The organism is Microbulbifer discodermiae, assembly GCF_040742695.1.
Classification (GTDB): Bacteria; Pseudomonadota; Gammaproteobacteria; order Pseudomonadales; family Cellvibrionaceae; genus Microbulbifer.
This window is the reverse complement of sequence record NZ_JBFLAB010000016.1, coordinates 1-17,897: the sequence shown is the minus strand read 5'-3', so window position 1 is coordinate 17,897 and position 17,897 is coordinate 1. Positions and strand designations below refer to the sequence as shown.

The window sequence follows — 17,897 nt, the reverse complement described above, 5'->3', positions numbered from 1 at the left end:
TTATCGTTAGGCGTTAGAATCCACAAAAATAAAAATTTTAAGAATAAAAATGCTGATGTGGTTTACTTACTTTTTGTCGCCAGCCAGGGCGCAGCGTAACAATTCCACTGGGGTTGAGACGTGGCGGGGCCCGTAACCGAATCCCGGCAGGGAGCCGGACGGCACAGTGTCGAAAAAGATCCGGCCTACCCCATCTACGTTGTGGTTGGGACAGGCCCTGTAGGCGTGCGCTGCGCACAAAAGCTGCTTCAGTACAGCAGTGAAGCCCAGGTGATTGTGATAGGTGCTGAAGATGAAGCCCCCTACAATCGTGTACGCTTGTCGCAGTACCTTTACCAGGACCTGTCTCCCCAGGAACTGGACAACCCGGTGGGCACCGAACCCCATCCGCGCCTGGCGGAATTCAGAAACCGCCGCGTGGTCCGCATCGACCGGACCTCCCGCCAGATCGTCGATCAGCAGGGCAATACCCAGCCCTACACCAAACTCATACTCGCTACCGGCTCAGTACCTTCTATCCCCCCAATCCCCGGCATTCAGTTAAACCGGATAATGCCGTTTCGCAGCCTCAGCGATGCCCGCTCCCTGTTGGAACTGCGGCAGACCAGCCGCTGCATTTGTGTGGTGGGTTCCGGGGCTCTGGGTCTTGAGGCCGCCGCAGCCCTCAAGACCCGCAACAATCGCGTAGTATTGCATGTTCGCGCCGGTCTGCTTGGTGGCCGCCTCAGCGATGAAGCGGAGTCTTACCTTACCGATGCCCTGGAAACCCTGCGCATAGAGCTACTCCCCGAGGTAGAGATAGTGGGATTTCACGGCTCGGATCGGGTAAAACAGGTGGAATTTTCCGATGGCCACCGGCTCGATGCCGATGCCGTGGTACTCTGCACCGGCGTCGAGCCGGAAACCGCACTGGCCGAAACCTGTGGCCTGAACATCGACCGCGGCATACTGGTATCGCCGCGCATGCAGACCAGTGACCCGGATATTTACGCCATAGGTGAATGTGCGGAATTCGAACGCAAGGTCTATCAACTGGTCAAGCCCGGCTATCAGCAGGCGGAAATCTGCAGCCGGCATATCTGTACCCCCGACGGGGGCAGCGAGAAAGACAGCCAAGAGTCGCACTATGTCGGTTGCCAGACCGATATGGAACTGAAGATCTCCCATATTCCCTGCAGTATCCTCGGCGATGATACCGCTGTCACCGACGCGGAAACCCGGCGCTACGTCTACCGCAACCGATTCAAAGGCCTTTTCCGGGAACTGGTGGTCCGGCGGGGCCTGCTTATCGCTGTCACAAGCATCGGCGCCTGGCCGGAGATCAACCGGGTGCGGCAGTCCATCGCCGCCGCAGACAGAATTTCATCCCGCGCTCTGGCCAGGTTCGAACAGAGCGGCAACCTGTGGCAGCGGGAAGATCCCGCAAGCCTTAAAGAGCAACCGGAAAGCTACCTGGTGTGCCAGTGCAACGGCGTGACCAAAGGCGAATTGTGCGCAGCCATTTCCGCCGGCAAGCGCACTCTGCAGGAACTCCAGCTGGCCACTGATGCCGGGTCCGTGTGCGGCAGTTGCCGGCCATTGATCGCCGAGCTGCTGGATGTTCCGGCTCCAAACCTGGTGATGCGGCACGCGCGGGGGATTCTGTTCACTTCAATACTGTCCCTGGCACTGATAGTGATCGCGCTTCTGCTGCCAGCCACACCCGTGACCGAAAGCGTCCAGTCCCACTGGTACTGGAACAAACTCTGGTATGACAATTTCTGGAAGCAGGTCAGTGGCTATACGCTGCTCTCCCTCTGTCTGCTGACAGCAAGCCTCAGCCTGCGCAAACGCTGGCAGCGGCTAAAAACCGGACACATGGATCACTGGCGTTATGTACACAGCCTCATCGGTCTGCTGGCGCTGCTGGTGCTGGTTGTTCACACCGGCTTCCGCCTGGGGGAAAACCTCAACCTCGCCCTGATGCTGGTGTTTCTCGCCGCAACCACCACCGGCTCGCTGGTGGGTGTGTTTATGGCGCGAAACCACCACTGGACCGATATGAAACTGCGTGAACACCGCAAGTGGTGGTCGCGTGTGCACTACGCATTACTCTGGGCACTGCCCGTGTTGCTGTTCTACCACATACTGGCGGTGTATTACTTCTAAATGAAAAAGTTGCAGTTCAAATTCTGGCATTACGGTGTACTGATAACTCTGCTGATTGGCGCCGTTATCGCCTACAACCTCGAAGCCTCGGACAAAACTTTCTTTCTCGGCGGCGCCACCAGCCACGGGCACCACCAGATTGAACTGGCCTGTACCAGCTGTCATGGGGATGGCTTTGCCGGCCAGGATTTCATGCAGCAGGCCTGCCTGAACTGTCACGCCGACGAGCTGGCCACTGCCAACGACAGCCACCCCGGCAAGAAATTCCTCGACCCGCGCAATGCCCCTCTGTTGGCAAAACTGGATGCCCGCCGCTGCGTCACCTGTCATACCGAACACAAGCCGGAAATCACTGGGGCCATGGGTGTCACCCTCGCGGGCGACTTCTGTTTCCATTGCCACCGGGATATTGCCAGCGACAGGCCCAGCCATCGGGACCTGGATTTTGCCACCTGTGCCAGTGCTGGCTGCCACAATTATCATGACAACCGCTATCTCTACGAAGATTTCCTTACCCGGCAGCTGCACCCCAGCCTTCCGGCACCGGTCAACCATCTGCCGGTGCGTAACAGCCTGGCCAAGTGGCGCGAGGAAAACCCGGATAAAACACCACTGACCGGTTCGGATGCGGACCTGCATACACAGGCGGACACGGCGAATATCATCGCCGCCTGGTCGGATAGTTCGCACGCCCTGGCCGCTGTCAATTGCAGCGACTGTCACCAGGAGGGAAAGGTCCAGTTCAACAGTGCGGAAATCCTGACTCAATGCGGCCAATGCCACTCGCAGCAAGAGCTGGCGTTCACCGCCGGCAAGCACGGCATGCGGTTGTCGGCCAGCCTCCCCGGGGATTTTTCCCTCAATAACGGCAACATCTCCCCAGCCAAAGCCACACTGCCCATGAAGGCCGACGCCCCTGGGGAGCTGAGTTGCGTCAGTTGCCACGGACCTCATAAAACAGATACGCGCTATGCGGCTGTAGAGGCCTGTCTCGGCTGTCACGACGATGAACACAGCCTCGCCTATCGCCAGTCGGCCCATTTCCGCCAGTGGAGGGATAACAGTCCCGATGGGGTCAGCTGCGCCAACTGCCATCTGCCGCGGGAAACCCATAAGGAAAGGGTGACAGTCAACCACAACCAGAATCACAACCTGCGACCCAACGAAAAGATGCTGCCAGTGTGCCTGAGCTGTCACGAAATTGAATTTGCGGTGTCGGCCCTGGCCAACAAACCCCTGGTGCGCGGTAATTTCACCACTACGCCACCCGCAAACCACGACACTTTTCAACTTATTCGCGATCGCATCGCGCGGATCCGGTCCAATTAGAGCCAGATGAATCCAGCAATGTCCCATTAGGAGGGGAAAACCATGCGCACCTTTGTCTACATCATTGTCGCGGCGGTATCACTGCTCACAGCCTGCTCTGAAACAAGCGGAGTCACCCCACAGAGAATGTCCGATGCGATTTTTGCCGTGATCGAGGCCGACCGGACCAGCTATACGAAAAATGTGGTCAACCGCCTGCAGAACGACGAAAAAGTCATCGATGCGGACGAGCATTGGCAAGACAAAAAGGCACTGCCCCTACCGGCCCAGATGATGCGTATGGGGTCTGAGCGGGTGGCGGAACAGAAAGCCGGGTTTAACTATGCCCTGCTCTCCCTGTGGGCGATCAACAAGCAGAACAAACCCCGGACAGACATGGAGAAAGAGGGACTGCAATTCATCATTGACAATCCCGGTAAGAATTTTTACGGCACCGAGAAACTGGGGGATACTGAATATTTCACCGCTGTCTATCCGGATGTGGCCGTATCCCCCGCTTGTGTCAGCTGCCACAACGACCATGTGGACAGTCCGCGCAAGGATTTCGAATTGGGAGAGACTATGGGGGGCGTGGTAATCCGTATACCTCTCTGAATAACTAGCAGGTTGTTGAAAAAGGCATCCTGCCTTTTTCAAAACACGAAAAGTGAAAAATGTGATTTTCACTTTTCTCCCAAAATCAACGACTTAGGCGTCGCCGATTTTGCCGGAACATCCATATTCCGGTAGCAGGCGTCAAAATTCTTCGAATTTCAACAGCCTGCTAGGGCCTGTCCGCACTAACTGAGCAAACTCAGCTAGTGTGAACAGGCCCTAACCCGGCAACTCACTAAGTTGCCGGGTAATAGCTTCATATTCGCCGCCATACCGACCCCGGGCCAGCCGGAGGCCCGGACAAGGGACACCGGGAATTATCCACCCGGGTGTCAGGCGACAGACCAGCCACCCCGATCAAAACCCATCCTCCAATGGCGGCCAGACCATCAAACCCACCTTCCACAGACACAAAGTAATCAGCGAAGAAATTCAGGGCAATTGCAATCCCTAGCAGGTAGTGCACACTGGCCCACCCGACTGTTGGTTTTTCGGGCAGGAGGGAAGGTTACGCAATGTTTCCCTTGGCTCTGGACCCGCAGGAACCGGGACGAAACTTGCACCCTGCACGCCATTGCCACACGGGCAGGTTATAGAAAATAACCCGCAAGAGCCGCAGTTGGTGCTATCGGGCAAAAGGCACCGGCCAACAGGTTTTCGGAGATCGCGAGCCGATACCCTGGGGGCACGAAAAAAATAACGCCATGGGAAGAGGAGAACATACATGACGGTTATAGAGCACCTAATCAACGGCAAAAGGATGGCTCCGGATCCACGCCAGCAGCCTATTTTCAATCCCTCCACCAATGAGGAGCTGGCGAATGTCGCCCTGGCCAGTAGGGCCACCGTCGAGCAGGCCATTGCCACCGCCCAGGCCAGCTATCCCTCCTGGCGCCAAGTACCGCCCGTAAAGCGCGCGCGGATTATGTTCCGGCTCAAGGATCTGCTGGAACGGAATGCGGACAAGGTCTGCGCTCTGCTGACGCGGGAACACGGGAAGGTTTTGAACGATGCCATGGGTGAATTGCAGCGGGGCATAGAGAATGTGGAATATGCCTGCGGCGTACCTGAGCTGCTCAAAGGTGAACACAGCAGGGATGTGGCCCCTGGCATCGACGCCTGGAGCGAGTTCCAGCCGTTAGGGGTCTGCGCCGGCATCACCCCATTCAATTTTCCTGCCATGGTGCCGCTGTGGATGTGGCCCATGGCGATTGCCTGCGGTAACACCTTTGTACTGAAACCCTCGGAGAGGGACCCCAGTGCCGCCCTGTTTATCGCTGAATTGGGACTCGAAGCCGGCATCCCCCCCGGAGTTCTCAATGTTGTCAACGGCGACAAAGAAGCCGTGGATACGCTATTGACCGATGAGAGGGTTCAGGCCGTGAGTTTCGTCGGTTCCACACCGGTCGCCGAACACGTCTATACCACCGGCACCGCCAATGGCAAACGGGTACAGGCGTTCGGAGGTGCCAAGAATCACGCGGTGATTATGCCCGACGCCGACCTGGACAATGCGGTCAGCTCACTGATGGGTGCCGCTTACGGCTCCTGTGGCGAACGCTGTATGGCCATATCCGTTGCCGTTGTCGTGGGTGACACCACAGCGGACATAGTGGTTGCGAAGCTGTCCGAGGAGATAAGCCGGCTCAAGATCGGCGACGGCATGGACAACCGCAACGACATGGGTCCACTGGTGAGTCGTGCCCTCAAGGAAAAAGTGGAATCCTATATTGCCCAAGGTGTCGAAGAGGGTGCTGAGCTGGCGGTTGACGGCCGCGGCATGCAGGTGCCCGGCTTTGGCAACGGCAATTTCTTGGGTGCCAACCTGTTTGATCGCGTCCGCGAGGGAATGGTTGTGCACAGGGACGAAATCTTCGGACCCGTGCTGTGCGTGATGCGCGTTGACTCCCTGCAGGAAGCCATGGATATTATAGATCGCCATCAATACGGCAATGGGACCTGTATCTACACCCGTGACGGCGAGGCGGCACGTTACTTCAGCGACAATATCAAGATAGGCATGGTGGGCATCAATGTGCCACTACCGGTGCCCGTGGCCTACCAGAGCTTCGGTGGCTGGAAACACTCCCGCTTCGGTGATCTGCACGCCTATGGTCCCGACTCGGTACGTTTCTATACCCTGCGCAAAACCATCACCCAGCGCTGGCCCGCCGGTGGTGTAAGGGAGAGTGCACAATTTTCCTTTCCCAGCCACAGTTAAAGCGGGACATAGCCCCGCTTTAACTGTGGCAACAACCACCAGACATGAAAAAAGGCGCCGCAGCGCCTTTTTTCATCGGTGGCTAAGCGTTAAAACTTATAGCCGATGCCTATGTTCCACAACCAGGGGTCCGGATCAAACTTGGTCCTTACCGAGTTGTAAAACAGACGCTCCTCGTCATCGTTGGTCAAACCGCGGACTGCATAGTCCAGATCCGCCGTCAGATCCATATCGAGGTATATTGCGGACGCATTCACCAACCAGTTGCTGTCGCGCCCAAACAGGATGTCAATCCCTACCTGGCCGACCCAGCCCCAGCTGCTGCCCACACTCAAGCGTGCCGGGCCCACAGCGTCGCCCACAACAGCCAGCGCTTCGTTGACAGGCTCTCTGACCCGGACACTGTCGAAGTCCGTGTAATGGGTTCCGATACCCACATAGGGTTGAACCCAGGACTCCGGACATACCGGGAACCAGTTCACCGTCAACACGTTGGTGGTGCGATCCAGATCATTCAAGCGGAAATTGCGGCGGAAGCCGTCGTTTACAAAATTGTCCACTCGAATGTCGGTATCATGGCTGGATTCACCAACATACATATACTCGACGCTAAAGTGGTCAAATGGCATGAACATAGCGCTGAACTGCCAGGACCACTCGGAGTCCAAGTCGAAGTCAAACCCGCGCCGGCCATCCACAACGAACTCCGGAAAAATATCCGGGTTTCTCAGGCTTGCGTTGGTGTTGTCTGGATCCACATAGCTACCACCCAAGCGGACCACCGCAGTACCGGCATGGTACAGCTTCGGCGGACCGACTGGCTCATAGCCGGAAGGTCCCGCCAGCACCTGCTGTGTTCCGAGCGTAGCGGATACAGCCAGTGCCAGGGGTGTTAGAATGCGCGTCATTTTCATAGAAAAAACTCCATTGATATTCGGCAAATTGAACAGCAATTAACCCAATCAACCTTCAGTCTAGACAGGAAAAAAAACGGCTGTAGAAAAAACACCCAAAAATAAGGCTGTAAATTGGAACATCAGCGTAAAATTGACGTGTAAATTCTTTTTATGGCGGAATAATCTTTGGATAGGGCAATCAGTGGAATTTCCAAAGAGGGAAAAAACCGACGAAGAAATTAAAGCAGCCGCCAGCAACCTGATAACGCCGGCGAAAACAGCTTTTTAATGGTGAAAGCCGCGCTAAATTCCGGCGGCGAAACAAGTCCGCAGACCGGAGGATACGGCGTTTATTTTTGCCCTTTTTCCCCGCCCAGGCACTGCGGACTCAGTGGCGCCTCTCCCCCCCACTCTTCGGGGCTATATAGATGCAGCGCCAGGGCATGGACAAAAGTCTCCATCTCCGCCGCCAAGGCCGCGTATACCTGCTGGTGGCGCTTGACTTTGCGCACCCCGGCAAAAGCCTCGCTCACCAGCACCACGCGAAAGTGCATCTCCGACCCCGCCGGAACATTGTGCATATGGCTTTCACATTGCACCTCAATGTGCTGTGGTGCAAAAGCGGCAACCAACTTCTCTTCTATCTGTTCGGCCTGGCTCATTTAAGGACACTCCCCGTCTCAACTGCCTGAAGGCGATCAGGACGTGACTTCGACACTGCGCTTGCGCGCCTCCACGATGGTGTCATACGCCACCGTGATACTCTTCATCTGGTCTTCTGCATAGCGCATAAATTCTTCCGGCAGGCCCTTGGCGGCGATCTTGTCCGGGTGAAATTCCGCCGCTTTGCGCCGGTAGGCGAGCTTCAAATCGCGATCGCTGGTGTCCGGACTGCAGCCCAGGACGTCGTAGTGTTGCTGCAGACTGCCGGCCGCCGCCGGGGCGCGCCGGTCGAATTCCGCCTGCATGGCGGCAAACAGGGATTCGCTCAGCCCCAGATAGGATGGAAGACGGCGTAGAATAGCCTCCTCGTTGGCATGCAGGGTGCCGTCCGCATAGGCCACCGCAAACAACAGGCGGTAGACCATCTCCCGCATACCCTGATTGCGCACCAGCTGGTGATACTGCTGTGCATACTCGTAGATGCTGAAGGAGTCGTTTTTGGCGTTGTCAAAAATCTTGATCGCCTGCTTGCGATCCTCAGCGCTCAAACGCAGGTTATCCTGGATAAAACGCTCAATCAGCTGGATCTCAGCCGTAGAGACCTGCCCGTCCGCCTTGGCCATCTTCGCCAGCATGGAAAACAGGGTAACGATGAAAACCGTCTGGGCGCCATCCCGGCCCAGCTGCCCGGCACCAGCGGTCACACGCTTCACCCCCGAGCCAAATGAACCGCCTATCCAGGCACCCAGGGCCGCGCCGATAGGCCCGCCAAACACCAGGCCTATTCCGGCACCAATGCCCGCACCCAACCAGGACATACTCTCTCCCATGGGCGTGCGTGAACGCCCGACAGAACAAAAAGGCGCCTATCATAGCACGCCTCCGCCACAATCCAGCGGGTGTGGCCAGACAGTCGGGTAGCATTGTCGCGGTTTCATCCCAGGCGGGGACCAGCACTGGCGGTAGACAGGCCGGGTGACCTCAGTTCTGTCAAGTCGACGGCATAGGGAGAAGGCCCCCGCTGCCAGCCCACTCTACTCTGTCAGCCACCCATGGCGCGCACCATGGTGATCATCACCCCCGCAGCGACTGCCGATCCAATCACGCCGGCGACATTGGGCCCCATAGCGTGCATCAGAAGGAAATTCTGCGGATTGGCCTCCAGCCCCAACCTGTTGGACACCCGCGCCGCCATAGGCACCGCAGACACGCCGGCGGAACCAATCAGTGGATTCACCTTGTTTTTGCTGACCAGATTCAAAAGCTTGGCCATCAACACGCCTGCGGCGGTACCAATCGCAAAAGCCACTATCCCCAAGGCCAGAATGCCCAGCGTCTTCGGGTCCAGAAACTTGTCCGCCGCCAGCTTGGAGCCCACCGATAGGCCGAGAAAAATCGTAGTGATATTGATCAGTGCATTTTGCGCAGTATCCGACAGGCGTGACACCACGCCACACTCCCGCATCAGGTTCCCAAAACAGAACATACCCAGCAGGGGCGCCGCATCCGGAAGGAATAGAGCCACCAGAATCAGCAACAGCAGCGGAAAAGTTATCTTTTCCCGCTTGCTCACATGGCGCAATTGCACCATTTCGATTTTGCGCTCCGCTGGCGTCGTCAGCGCGCGCACTATCGGTGGCTGAATCAGCGGCACCAGCGCCATATAGGAATAGGCTGCAACCGCAATGGCACCGAGCAGGTCCGGCGCCAGCAGGCTGGACACGTAGATTGCCGTAGGGCCATCGGCCCCCCCAATAATACCGATAGCCGCCGCATCCGCGATGGAAAAATCCACTATGCCCGTGGCGGACATAGCCACCGCACCCAGGACCGTGGCAAAAATCCCAAACTGCGCCGCCGCCCCCAAAAACAGCGTGCGGGGATTGGCCAGTAGCGGACCGAAATCTGTCATCGCGCCCACCCCCATAAAAATCACCAACGGCGCTACCCCCGAGGCAATCGCAACGGAGTAAAAATTGTATAGCATGCCGTTATTGAAGCCCGCGTCCCGGGCAATCTGTGCCGCCTGTGCCTGCACCGACGCCGGAGCATCGGCCAGCGCCTGCTTCAAATCCTGGAGCGAAACCAGATGTTCCGGGCCCAGAAGTTGTGTCAGCTGCAACAAAACACCGTTGTCGCCGGACAGCAGTGCCGCTTCCGCCGCAGGCAGCGCCAGATTGGCCCCGGGTATATTGGCGAGAATGCCGCCGAACCCTATGGGTACCAGCAACAGCGGCTCAAAATTCTTGCGGATTGCCAGAAACAGCAGCAGCAGGCCCACCAGGATCATAGCGAGCTGCCCAAACGATATCTGCGCGACGCCGGAAGACAGCCAGAGATTTAGCAAGTTATCCACAATCTTCCCCGGTCAGGCGATGGACAGCAGGGCATCACCCACCGCCACCGAATCGCCCTCTTTGACCGCCACATTGCTCACACCACCGGAGCGCGGCGCACTGATGGCCGTTTCCATCTTCATCGCCTCCAATACAATGATGACTTCACCTTCGGCCACCTGATCACCTGGCTTTACCAATACCTTGAAAATGTTGCCGGCCAGCGGCGCGGATACCGTGTGGTCTGCGCTCGCCACAGGCCTGTCATCGCCACCGTTTGCAGCCGCCCCAGGGGAAACCGGCACCATCCCGGTCACATCACCGCCATCGGCCACCGTTACCGTATAGACCTGCCCTTCAACGGTTACCGTGTAAACACCCTCACCCTTTTCGTTGGTCACTGCCGGCGCCGTATCCGCGCCGGTTGGCACCGGCTCAAAAGCCTCCGGCCTGCCGCGATTCTTGAGAAACTTGAGGCCAATCTGCGGAAACAGCGCATAGGTCAACACGTCGTCGATTTCGCCTTCGCCATCCGTCAGTGCTATACCCTCTTGTTCCGCCTTGCCAAGCAGCTCCTCCTGCAGCTTGTCGAGCTCAGGTGCCAGCAGATCTGCAGGACGGCAGGTAACTGCCTCTCCCCCGTCGAGGACCCGGGCCTGCAACTCCTGGTTAACCTCAGCCGGTGTGGCCCCATACTCCCCTTTCAAAACCGCCGCCGTTTCCCGGGAAATCGACTTGTAGCGCTCACCTGTGAGTATGTTCAGCACCGCCTGGGTACCGACGATCTGCGACGTGGGCGTAACTAGGGGTATGTAGCCCAGGTCTTTGCGCACCCGTGGAATCTCCTCCAGCACCTCGTCGAAGCGATCCTCCGCCCCCTGCTCCCGCAGCTGGTTTTCCATATTGGTGAGCATGCCGCCCGGCACCTGGGCCACCAGGATACGGGAGTCCACCCCGCGCAGCGAACCCTCGAACTTAGCGTATTTCTTCCGCACCTCGCGAAAATAATCCGCAATCTCCCCCAACAGCTCGATATTCAGCCCGGTGTCGCGATCAGTGCCCTCCAGAATCGCCACCAGCGTTTCGGTAGGGCTGTGGCCATAGGTCATGGACATGGAAGAAATAGCGGTATCCACATTGTCGATCCCCGCCTCCACACACTTCAGTGCCGTGGCCGTGGAGAGACCGGTGGTAGCGTGGCACTGCATATGAATCGGGATATTCACCGCCGCCTTCAACCGCTTCACCAGTTGATAGCCCTCATAGGGACGCAGCAAGCCCGCCATGTCCTTGATCGCGATGGAATCGGCCCCCATGTCTTCCAGCCGCCGGCCCAGATCCACCCACAAATCCAAAGTGTGCACTGGGCTTACCGTATAGGAAATGGTGCCCTGGGCGTGCTTGCCCTGCTTTTTCACCGCACTGAGCGCAGTCTGCAAATTGCGCATATCGTTCATGGCATCGAAAATACGGAACACATCGACACCGTTTACCGCCGCGCGTTCGACAAACTTATCCACCACATCATCGGCGTAATGGCGATAACCGAGAATATTCTGTCCGCGAAACAGCATCTGCTGCGGGGTATTCGGCATCGCCTTTTTCAGCTCCCGAATACGCTCCCACGGGTCTTCACCCAAAAAGCGAATACATGCGTCAAAAGTGGCCCCTCCCCAGGATTCCAGCGACCAGAACCCCACTTGGTCCAGTTTTTCCGCAATCGGCAGCATATCGTCCAGGCGCATGCGAGTGGCGAAAAGTGACTGGTGCGCGTCGCGCAAGACCACATCGGTAATTCCCAGCGGCTTGTTAACCTCAGTCATGAATTGTCTCTCTCGGCAAATTCTTCAACTTATGCAGCGCAATACCCCATCTAGCGCTTGTTGCGGTTGCGATGCTGCTCGATAGCAGCCCTGACAATGGCCTTCAGTCGATCGGAATCACTCTGCGGGTTTGACAGGGGGGGCGCGTCTTCCGGTTCGGGAAAACTGCGCGTAACGATGCGGGACATAAAGCCCGTGGCAATCACTAACACCAGTAGAAAAGAAAAAACGATCCCCATGCCGAACAGTGTGATGTCCAGCCCCTGCTGTAGCAGCGAGTCTTCCACCTTATTCCCCTTGTATCAGGCCATCTGGCCGGTCGCTGAGATGGACATCATTATCACTCGCAATAGGTCACTCGCAACAGCCCGTAGCTGGGCCACTGAGCGCCAACACCGGCCCACTCCGGGGAGGGCTCCCTATCCCCAAGTCGCCCTGGCCGCGGCTATTATCAGTACAGGATTCCTTTAAAATCAAACACTTATTAGTTTCACTCGCAACCATGAAAGCACCCGGTCAACATTGGCGCCCAGCCAGGTGCAATCCCTACACGACCTACAGCAACCCAATCGGCAGGCCCGGTTTCAAGCTCCCGAGCAGGCTCTTCAGAGACTGATGCACTGGTTCAGGTAAAAGGCCTCAATTGCTACAATGCGCCGCCCAGATGTTCCCTCAGCGGCCCAAGATGAGCATACAGACTGAAATATTGCCACCGAGGATATACCAGGCCCCCATGGAAGGGGTCATAGACCACCATCTACGTGCTCTGCTATCGGCCATTGGTGGAATCGATGTCTGTGTCACTGAGTTCGTACGGGTGACCCAGACCAAGCTGCCCCGAAGGGTGTTTATCCGCCGCTGCCCCGAACTGGAACACCAGGCCACAACGCCCAGCGGCGTACCGGTACGGCTGCAGCTGTTGGGCGGCAATCCCCAGGCGATGGCCTACAATGCCGCCGTGGCGGTAGAAGCCGGTGCGCGCGCCATCGATCTGAACTTCGGCTGCCCCGCCAAGTCAGTCAACAACAGTGATGGCGGCGCCTGTCTGTTACAGAGCCCTCAGAGAGTCGAGGCCATCGTCGCCGCCGTACGGCGGGCCACCCCGGAACATATTCCTGTTTCCGCCAAGATCCGCCTGGGCTATCGGGACAGATCCAGCTATCTGGACAACGCCCGCGCTGCCGAAGCCGGCGGGGCCGGTGAATTGGCCGTGCACGCCCGCTCCAAAGTCGATGGCTACCGCCCCCCCGCATACTGGGAGTATATCGGTGAGATTCGGCAGCAAGTCAGCCTGCGAGTGATTGCCAATGGCGATATCTGGACAACCGATGAGTTTCGCCGCTGCCGGGAGATCACCGGATGTGACGCTTTTATGTTTGGGCGCAGTCTGTTGGCGCGTCCCGACCTCGGCCTGCGAGTCAAAGCCCTGTGTGCCGGCACCAAATCGCCGCCCATGGATTGGGCGGCAGCGGTAGCAATACTGCAGAACTACTACCTCACCACCTGCGAACTCTACCCCGCCCGGCATCTGGGTAACCGAGTCAAACAGTGGCTCGCCTACCTGAAGCTCGCCTATCCGGAGGCCCAAACCTTCTTCGACCGCATCAAGCGCCACCGGGACCCCCATATCCTTGAACACTGCTTTGAAGGCGAGCTTGAAAGAGCAACCGCGAAGCGGGTATCAGAAGCCGCCTGACGGCCCACCGGCCCCCGCAAAAAGCACTTGCAAAACCGTCCACCCCGGGGCAGAATGCGCGCCCTAGCCAGTTGAAGCGGCGTTCCAACCAAGCCGCTTGAGCTGGCTAACTTACGGATTTTTAAGGATTTTTTTCGAAAAAAGCTTAAAAAGGAGTTGACTCCACAAGGTTGACTCACTATAGTCCGCAACCACGCGCTCGTAGCTCAGCTGGATAGAGTACCTGGCTACGAACCAGGCGGTCGGAGGTTCGAATCCTCCCGAGCGCGCCAGTAAAATATAACAAAATCAAAAAGTTATAGACGCTAAAAGGCGATATCAATTTAGTTGGTATTGCCTTTTTTCGTTGAAGTGTCCACATTGTGTCCACGCAAGATTAAAAACGACCGACAACTGAAAGCTTAAGCAGAAGCTTTAATCCAGTCTGAAAACCTTCCAGAAGTTCCACGGATTGCATTGTTTTTTGCAGACTCTCCGTGGCTCTCCTGAATTAGAACGGCTTTAACCAGAACCTAACTTTTTGAGTTGCAGGCCCATATTTGTATGCGCTCAGCAAGGGCCTGGGTCAACAAGGTTAAATTCTTATCGATGATTTATTCGAATTAGAGTGGGCGGACATTATTTGCACATGGACCTTTTTGGCCTTGGCCTATTTCATATTCAACCTGCTGCCCATCGTTGAGCACAGCAAAGCCACCGCCACTCTTAATTTCTGAATGATGGACAAATAAATCTTTGCTTCCATCCTCCGGGGTAATGAAGCCAAAGCCTTTATCTGCATTGAACCACTTAACCACACCTTTATTCATAATCTGCTCTGTTATTTAGTGGTGAGCCGTAGAGAATTTTCTACTCACGAATTCACCATTGTTAAAAAATAAACCTTCCATCTGCAAAACCTGTGTTTTTCAGCGAGGTGATCACTTTCACCGGCTTTACCATTACTGATTGTCTCCCAGATACGGCTTGATTGCCAGCCGGAAAGTTAAACTAGGCGCCGCTTACCTGATTTTAGATCCGTAGAGAATGGTCAAAATTCTGTTGACGACCTTTGAAGAGGGAGCAAGACTAAGAAAATACCTCAAACTGGCAAGCGCGAGCAGGAGGGACATAGCCTCCTGTCAGCGCATGTACAGGTCAGTTCACACATTTTCTTAAAACGTATACAGTTGCACGTCATCCCAACCGACTCCGGATTATTAACCCGGCAACCAAATTATTTTCCGGGTTAATAAATAGCAGCAGTAAAATCTTACCCACCGACAGTGTCGTGGTTGCTGGCAATCAGCTTTTATTTTTACTAAATCCTGGAAGCTTGCCAGTAACCCACCCAGCAATAGATAAGAGAAATGGTATTCCTAATAACAATCCTCCACTCCTCCCTATCTTATAACCAATCTCATACTGTGATAGTTCCGGATGGGATTGACTAACTGTAAGGTAGGCAATCCCAAGGCCTATCAGGAAAAAAAGAAAATACCAGAAAATGAAAAAGAATATGTCTCTCAAGTCTCTCATATGCTTTGAGTATACTTAACGTCTATCTTTGGTCGGGCTAAAAGGCCAGCCTAACTTCCAGAGGGAGAGCAACTGCCGATTAATACTTATTCGAGGAATAAATCCCCCGATTATTATACCGCTAATAATAACCGTTAAACCGACACCACTCTACCCTTATATAGTTGTTCTGGTTTCCAACTCGATCGCCGTGGTAAAACCCTGGCCCCCGACAGTGTGACGGCAGCTGGCAATCAGCCAGTCGGTCCCGTCGATTTCCGTTTTGAAGCCTTCGAGCCGCACCGGCTGCTCGGGATAGAGGTCGGCGCGGCCCAGGGCCAGTTGGTAACTCATGGTGGCCAGGCTGCGCTGGATACGTTGCCACTCGGCTTGCGCCGCCTGTTTGGCTTCCTGTTCACTGGCAAAGGTTTCCTTGAGTTGTTTGGCATCGTCGCCGGCCCCCACCAACACAGTTTTGCGCTCGGCGTTTTCGCTGTCGTACCAGTCGGCGCGCACGCCGGTGTAGCTGTCGCGGTCGGCGATATGGTAGCGGTGGCGGTCGCCATCGCGGTGACGAATCGTGGCAGTGGGCAGGGGCGTGCCGCTGGCATTGGTGCCCTTTCCCACGGGAAAAAACAACAACCGGCCGGCCTTGATGGTGGCGACGGCGTCGTGGCGCTTGCCGAGGCGGGTTAACAGGTTGACGTCGCTTTCGGTCTGGTCCAGGTGGGGGATGGCTATCCGGGCCAGGTCAGCGGCAATACGCGGGGTAAGTTGGTGTTCGCCGGCGAGGGTTTTCAGGATCTGGCCCAATGTGGTCTGATCCCAGCTGCGCTCGCGGCGGTTGCGCAGTGCTGCGGTGAGGTCGGCGCTGCGGGCGCGCAAGGTGAGACGATCGGGAGCGCCGCTGTGTTCGATTTCGTCGACGCGAAAACGGCCTTTGTTCCGCAGGCCGCTGTCCTGCCAGCCCAGGGCGACGGTAAGTTGCGCACCGCGTTCAGGCAGCGCCAAGCGACCGTCGTGATCCTGCAGCCGCAGGGTGAGCTCGTCGGCTTCGCCACCGCGGTGTTCGCTGAGGCTGAGTTCAACAAGACGCGGGGCCAGGGTGTCGGTGAGATCGCGGCCGTCGAGGGTGACACGCCAGGCGGGTATTCTGTGGCTGCTCACAGTCGGTCCACTTGTTTGAGCTGCAACTTAAATTCAATGCGCCGGGCGCTGCCGTCGGCAAAAAACAGGCTGCGGCTTTCCTGCAGGGATTCAATCACCCAGGCACCGTGGACGTTGCCATTGCCGTCCACCAGGGTCCAGGCTTGTCCCCGGTCGGCCATGTCCCGCAATGTGTTAAGGGAGGCGGGGTCGCCGGTTAAGTCGGGGGCGATTAATCCGCTCAAAGTAATGGTGTCATTGCCTGGGCCGAGAAACTGGGTGGCGGCGCGGGCGCCGATGCGGTCGCTACCGGCATGGCGCCAGGCGGTTTGCCGCTGCAGATCCCGGTAGGCGGCGGAGGACAGGGAAAAGGCGAACAGGCCCAGGCTCATCATCATTTTTTTGCCTCAGTCGTAGTCGCGCAGGCTGGCGCGACGGCGGGCTTGGCGCTCCCGCTGCAGATTTTCGATTTCCTCGCGCACCAGGCTTGCGATGGCCGCGGCATCCATACCGGAAGCGGGATAAATATTGATGGTGACCGGCCCGATGGACGCTTCCGCGGGGGCCTGGCGCTGGGCGGAGAGCGGCGGGCGCTGGTCGATGGCGACGGCGGGCATGGTGGTGGCGGCGATAGCGAGGCCGGCACCGAGACCGCGCAGGCGGCGGTTAAAATGATCCAGTTGACGCAATGGTTGGTTCTGCCGTGTGTTTAGGCCGCGGCTAAAACCGTCCATGGTGTCGCGACCAAAGCCGGCAAAAACCCGGCTGGGGGAACGAATGCCCAGCTTGTCCTTAAAAAATTCGATGGCGCTGCCGGCGGCGCCGGTGATGACATTTTTGAGGTCGCCGATTTTGGCTTTGATGCCGGCCACCAGGCCGTCGATCAGCGCCCCGCCCCAGGCCATGAGTTTGTCCGGCCAGCCGCCGAGAATATCGTTGATGATGGTCCACAATTGCGCGAATCCCGCGCGGATGCGGTTGCCGTCCCCGGTAAAAATCCCGGCGATCACCTCCCATAGAGCACCGAAGTATTGGGTGATCCCCTGCCAAAAGACCCGCACGCCCTGAACCAGTTCGCCCCACAGGCCGGCAAAAAATGCCCTGATGGGCTGCCAGTATTTCATCAGCAAAAAAGCGGCGCCGGCGATGGCCAGCAGCACCCAGCCGATGGGATTGGTGAGCAGAAAAACGAACAGGGTTTTAAAACCGGCCAGCACCGCGGGAATGACGCTGGCCTTGAGCCATAAAAGCAGGGTTCCCAGTCCACTGAACACCGGCGCGGCGGCGGCCATGGCAATACGCAGGCCGGCGGTGGCCATCATCAGGGCACCAAAGCTGAACACCAGGGCGCCGCCCAGGGTAAGCAGTACCGCGAAAATAGCGGCGATGGTGCCCAGCACTTTCGTCAGTTGCGGATAGGCTTTGAGGGCCTCGCCGGTGCGGCGAACCAGGCCGGTAAACACGCTACTGATTTTGCGCAGGCTGGGCTCCAGGGATTTGAACAGCGTAATGCCCAGATCCTGGGTGGCGGACTGCAGGGATTTAAGG

The 17,897-nt window shown here is 57.1% G+C and carries 15 protein-coding genes and 1 tRNA gene; 6 read left to right on the top strand and 10 right to left on the bottom strand.

The annotated features are described in order from the left end of the window. Positions 1-120 precede the first annotated feature (120 nt). From AB1S50_RS07900 to AB1S50_RS07885, 4 genes are all read left to right on the top strand, one after another. Positions 121-2,148 carry an FAD-dependent oxidoreductase gene (locus AB1S50_RS07900; protein ID WP_367150017.1) on the top strand — a complete coding sequence of 676 codons (2,028 nt, stop codon included), beginning with the start codon at positions 121-123 and terminating at the stop codon, positions 2,146-2,148. Beyond that, the gene (locus tag AB1S50_RS07895; RefSeq protein WP_367150016.1) at positions 2,149-3,477 is read left to right on the top strand and encodes a cytochrome c3 family protein; all 1,329 of its coding nucleotides are present in this window, start codon (positions 2,149-2,151) and stop codon (positions 3,475-3,477) included. Between the two features lie 42 nt (positions 3,478-3,519). Then, entirely contained in the window at positions 3,520-4,071 is a 552-nt protein-coding gene (locus AB1S50_RS07890; RefSeq protein WP_367150015.1) for a Tll0287-like domain-containing protein, read from the top strand. 724 nt (positions 4,072-4,795) lie between these two features. Further along, on the top strand, positions 4,796-6,292 hold the full coding sequence (locus AB1S50_RS07885; RefSeq protein ID WP_367150014.1) for a CoA-acylating methylmalonate-semialdehyde dehydrogenase: 1,497 nt from the start codon (positions 4,796-4,798) through the stop codon (positions 6,290-6,292). Positions 6,293-6,381: 89 nt separating this feature from the next. On the opposite strand, the gene AB1S50_RS07880 is transcribed toward AB1S50_RS07885, so the two are convergent. The 6 genes from AB1S50_RS07880 to AB1S50_RS07855 form a co-directional block, all read right to left on the bottom strand. Then, positions 6,382-7,206 carry an OmpW/AlkL family protein gene (locus tag AB1S50_RS07880; RefSeq protein WP_367150012.1) on the bottom strand — a complete coding sequence of 275 codons (825 nt, stop codon included), beginning with the start codon at positions 7,204-7,206 and terminating at the stop codon, positions 6,382-6,384. Between the two features lie 332 nt (positions 7,207-7,538). Beyond that, positions 7,539-7,850: a BolA family protein gene (locus AB1S50_RS07875; protein ID WP_367150011.1), complete on the bottom strand. Its 312-nt coding sequence runs from the start codon at positions 7,848-7,850 to the stop codon at positions 7,539-7,541. A gap of 36 nt (positions 7,851-7,886) precedes the next feature. After that, positions 7,887-8,669, bottom strand: coding sequence for a co-chaperone DjlA (gene djlA, locus AB1S50_RS07870; protein ID WP_367150010.1), 783 nt, complete (start codon positions 8,667-8,669; stop codon positions 7,887-7,889). Between the two features lie 224 nt (positions 8,670-8,893). Next, the gene (locus tag AB1S50_RS07865) at positions 8,894-10,207 is read right to left on the bottom strand and encodes a sodium ion-translocating decarboxylase subunit beta (RefSeq protein ID WP_367150008.1); all 1,314 of its coding nucleotides are present in this window, start codon (positions 10,205-10,207) and stop codon (positions 8,894-8,896) included. Positions 10,208-10,219: 12 nt separating this feature from the next. Then, on the bottom strand, positions 10,220-12,010 hold the full coding sequence (gene oadA / locus AB1S50_RS07860; RefSeq protein ID WP_367150007.1) for a sodium-extruding oxaloacetate decarboxylase subunit alpha: 1,791 nt from the start codon (positions 12,008-12,010) through the stop codon (positions 10,220-10,222). Positions 12,011-12,060: 50 nt separating this feature from the next. Further along, positions 12,061-12,297, bottom strand: a complete 237-nt coding sequence (locus tag AB1S50_RS07855; protein WP_367150005.1) for an OadG family protein — start codon at positions 12,295-12,297, stop codon at positions 12,061-12,063. 398 nt (positions 12,298-12,695) lie between these two features. Here AB1S50_RS07855 and AB1S50_RS07850 point away from each other — a divergent pair, with 398 nt between their 5' ends. Both AB1S50_RS07850 and AB1S50_RS07845 read left to right on the top strand, forming a co-directional pair. Next, positions 12,696-13,706, top strand: a complete 1,011-nt coding sequence (locus tag AB1S50_RS07850) for a tRNA dihydrouridine synthase (protein ID WP_367150004.1) — start codon at positions 12,696-12,698, stop codon at positions 13,704-13,706. 195 nt (positions 13,707-13,901) lie between these two features. Continuing rightward, a tRNA-Arg gene (locus tag AB1S50_RS07845) sits at positions 13,902-13,978 on the top strand. A gap of 330 nt (positions 13,979-14,308) precedes the next feature. On the opposite strand, the gene AB1S50_RS07840 is transcribed toward AB1S50_RS07845, so the two are convergent. The 4 genes from AB1S50_RS07840 to AB1S50_RS07825 all read right to left on the bottom strand — a co-directional run. Continuing rightward, positions 14,309-14,515 carry a cold-shock protein gene (locus tag AB1S50_RS07840; protein WP_367150003.1) on the bottom strand — a complete coding sequence of 69 codons (207 nt, stop codon included), beginning with the start codon at positions 14,513-14,515 and terminating at the stop codon, positions 14,309-14,311. An 865-nt stretch (positions 14,516-15,380) separates the two neighbouring features. Beyond that, a complete protein-coding gene (locus AB1S50_RS07835) occupies positions 15,381-16,370 on the bottom strand; it encodes a phage late control D family protein (RefSeq protein ID WP_367150001.1) in 990 nt (329 codons plus the stop codon). After that, complete coding sequence (locus AB1S50_RS07830) at positions 16,367-16,747, bottom strand: phage tail protein (RefSeq protein WP_367150000.1); 381 nt, start codon at positions 16,745-16,747, stop codon at positions 16,367-16,369. Before AB1S50_RS07830 ends, AB1S50_RS07835 begins: the two co-directional genes overlap by 4 nt. A gap of 9 nt (positions 16,748-16,756) precedes the next feature. Further along, the coding region (locus AB1S50_RS07825) for a phage tail tape measure protein (protein ID WP_367149999.1) at positions 16,757-17,897 on the bottom strand (1,141 nt) is incomplete at its 5' end.

Coding starts and splice junctions, on each gene's coding strand:
- AB1S50_RS07895 (WP_367150016.1), top strand. CDS start 2,149: ATGAAAAAGTTGCAGTTCAAATTCTGGCATTACGGTGTACTGATAACT.
- AB1S50_RS07890 (WP_367150015.1), top strand. CDS start 3,520: ATGCGCACCTTTGTCTACATCATTGTCGCGGCGGTATCACTGCTCACA.
- AB1S50_RS07885 (WP_367150014.1), top strand. CDS start 4,796: ATGACGGTTATAGAGCACCTAATCAACGGCAAAAGGATGGCTCCGGAT.
- AB1S50_RS07880 (WP_367150012.1), bottom strand. CDS start 7,206: ATGAAAATGACGCGCATTCTAACACCCCTGGCACTGGCTGTATCCGCT.
- AB1S50_RS07875 (WP_367150011.1), bottom strand. CDS start 7,850: ATGAGCCAGGCCGAACAGATAGAAGAGAAGTTGGTTGCCGCTTTTGCA.
- djlA (WP_367150010.1), bottom strand. CDS start 8,669: ATGTCCTGGTTGGGTGCGGGCATTGGTGCCGGAATAGGCCTGGTGTTT.
- oadA (WP_367150007.1), bottom strand. CDS start 12,010: ATGACTGAGGTTAACAAGCCGCTGGGAATTACCGATGTGGTCTTGCGC.
- AB1S50_RS07850 (WP_367150004.1), top strand. CDS start 12,696: ATGAGCATACAGACTGAAATATTGCCACCGAGGATATACCAGGCCCCC.
- AB1S50_RS07840 (WP_367150003.1), bottom strand. CDS start 14,515: ATGAATAAAGGTGTGGTTAAGTGGTTCAATGCAGATAAAGGCTTTGGC.
- AB1S50_RS07830 (WP_367150000.1), bottom strand. CDS start 16,747: ATGATGATGAGCCTGGGCCTGTTCGCCTTTTCCCTGTCCTCCGCCGCC.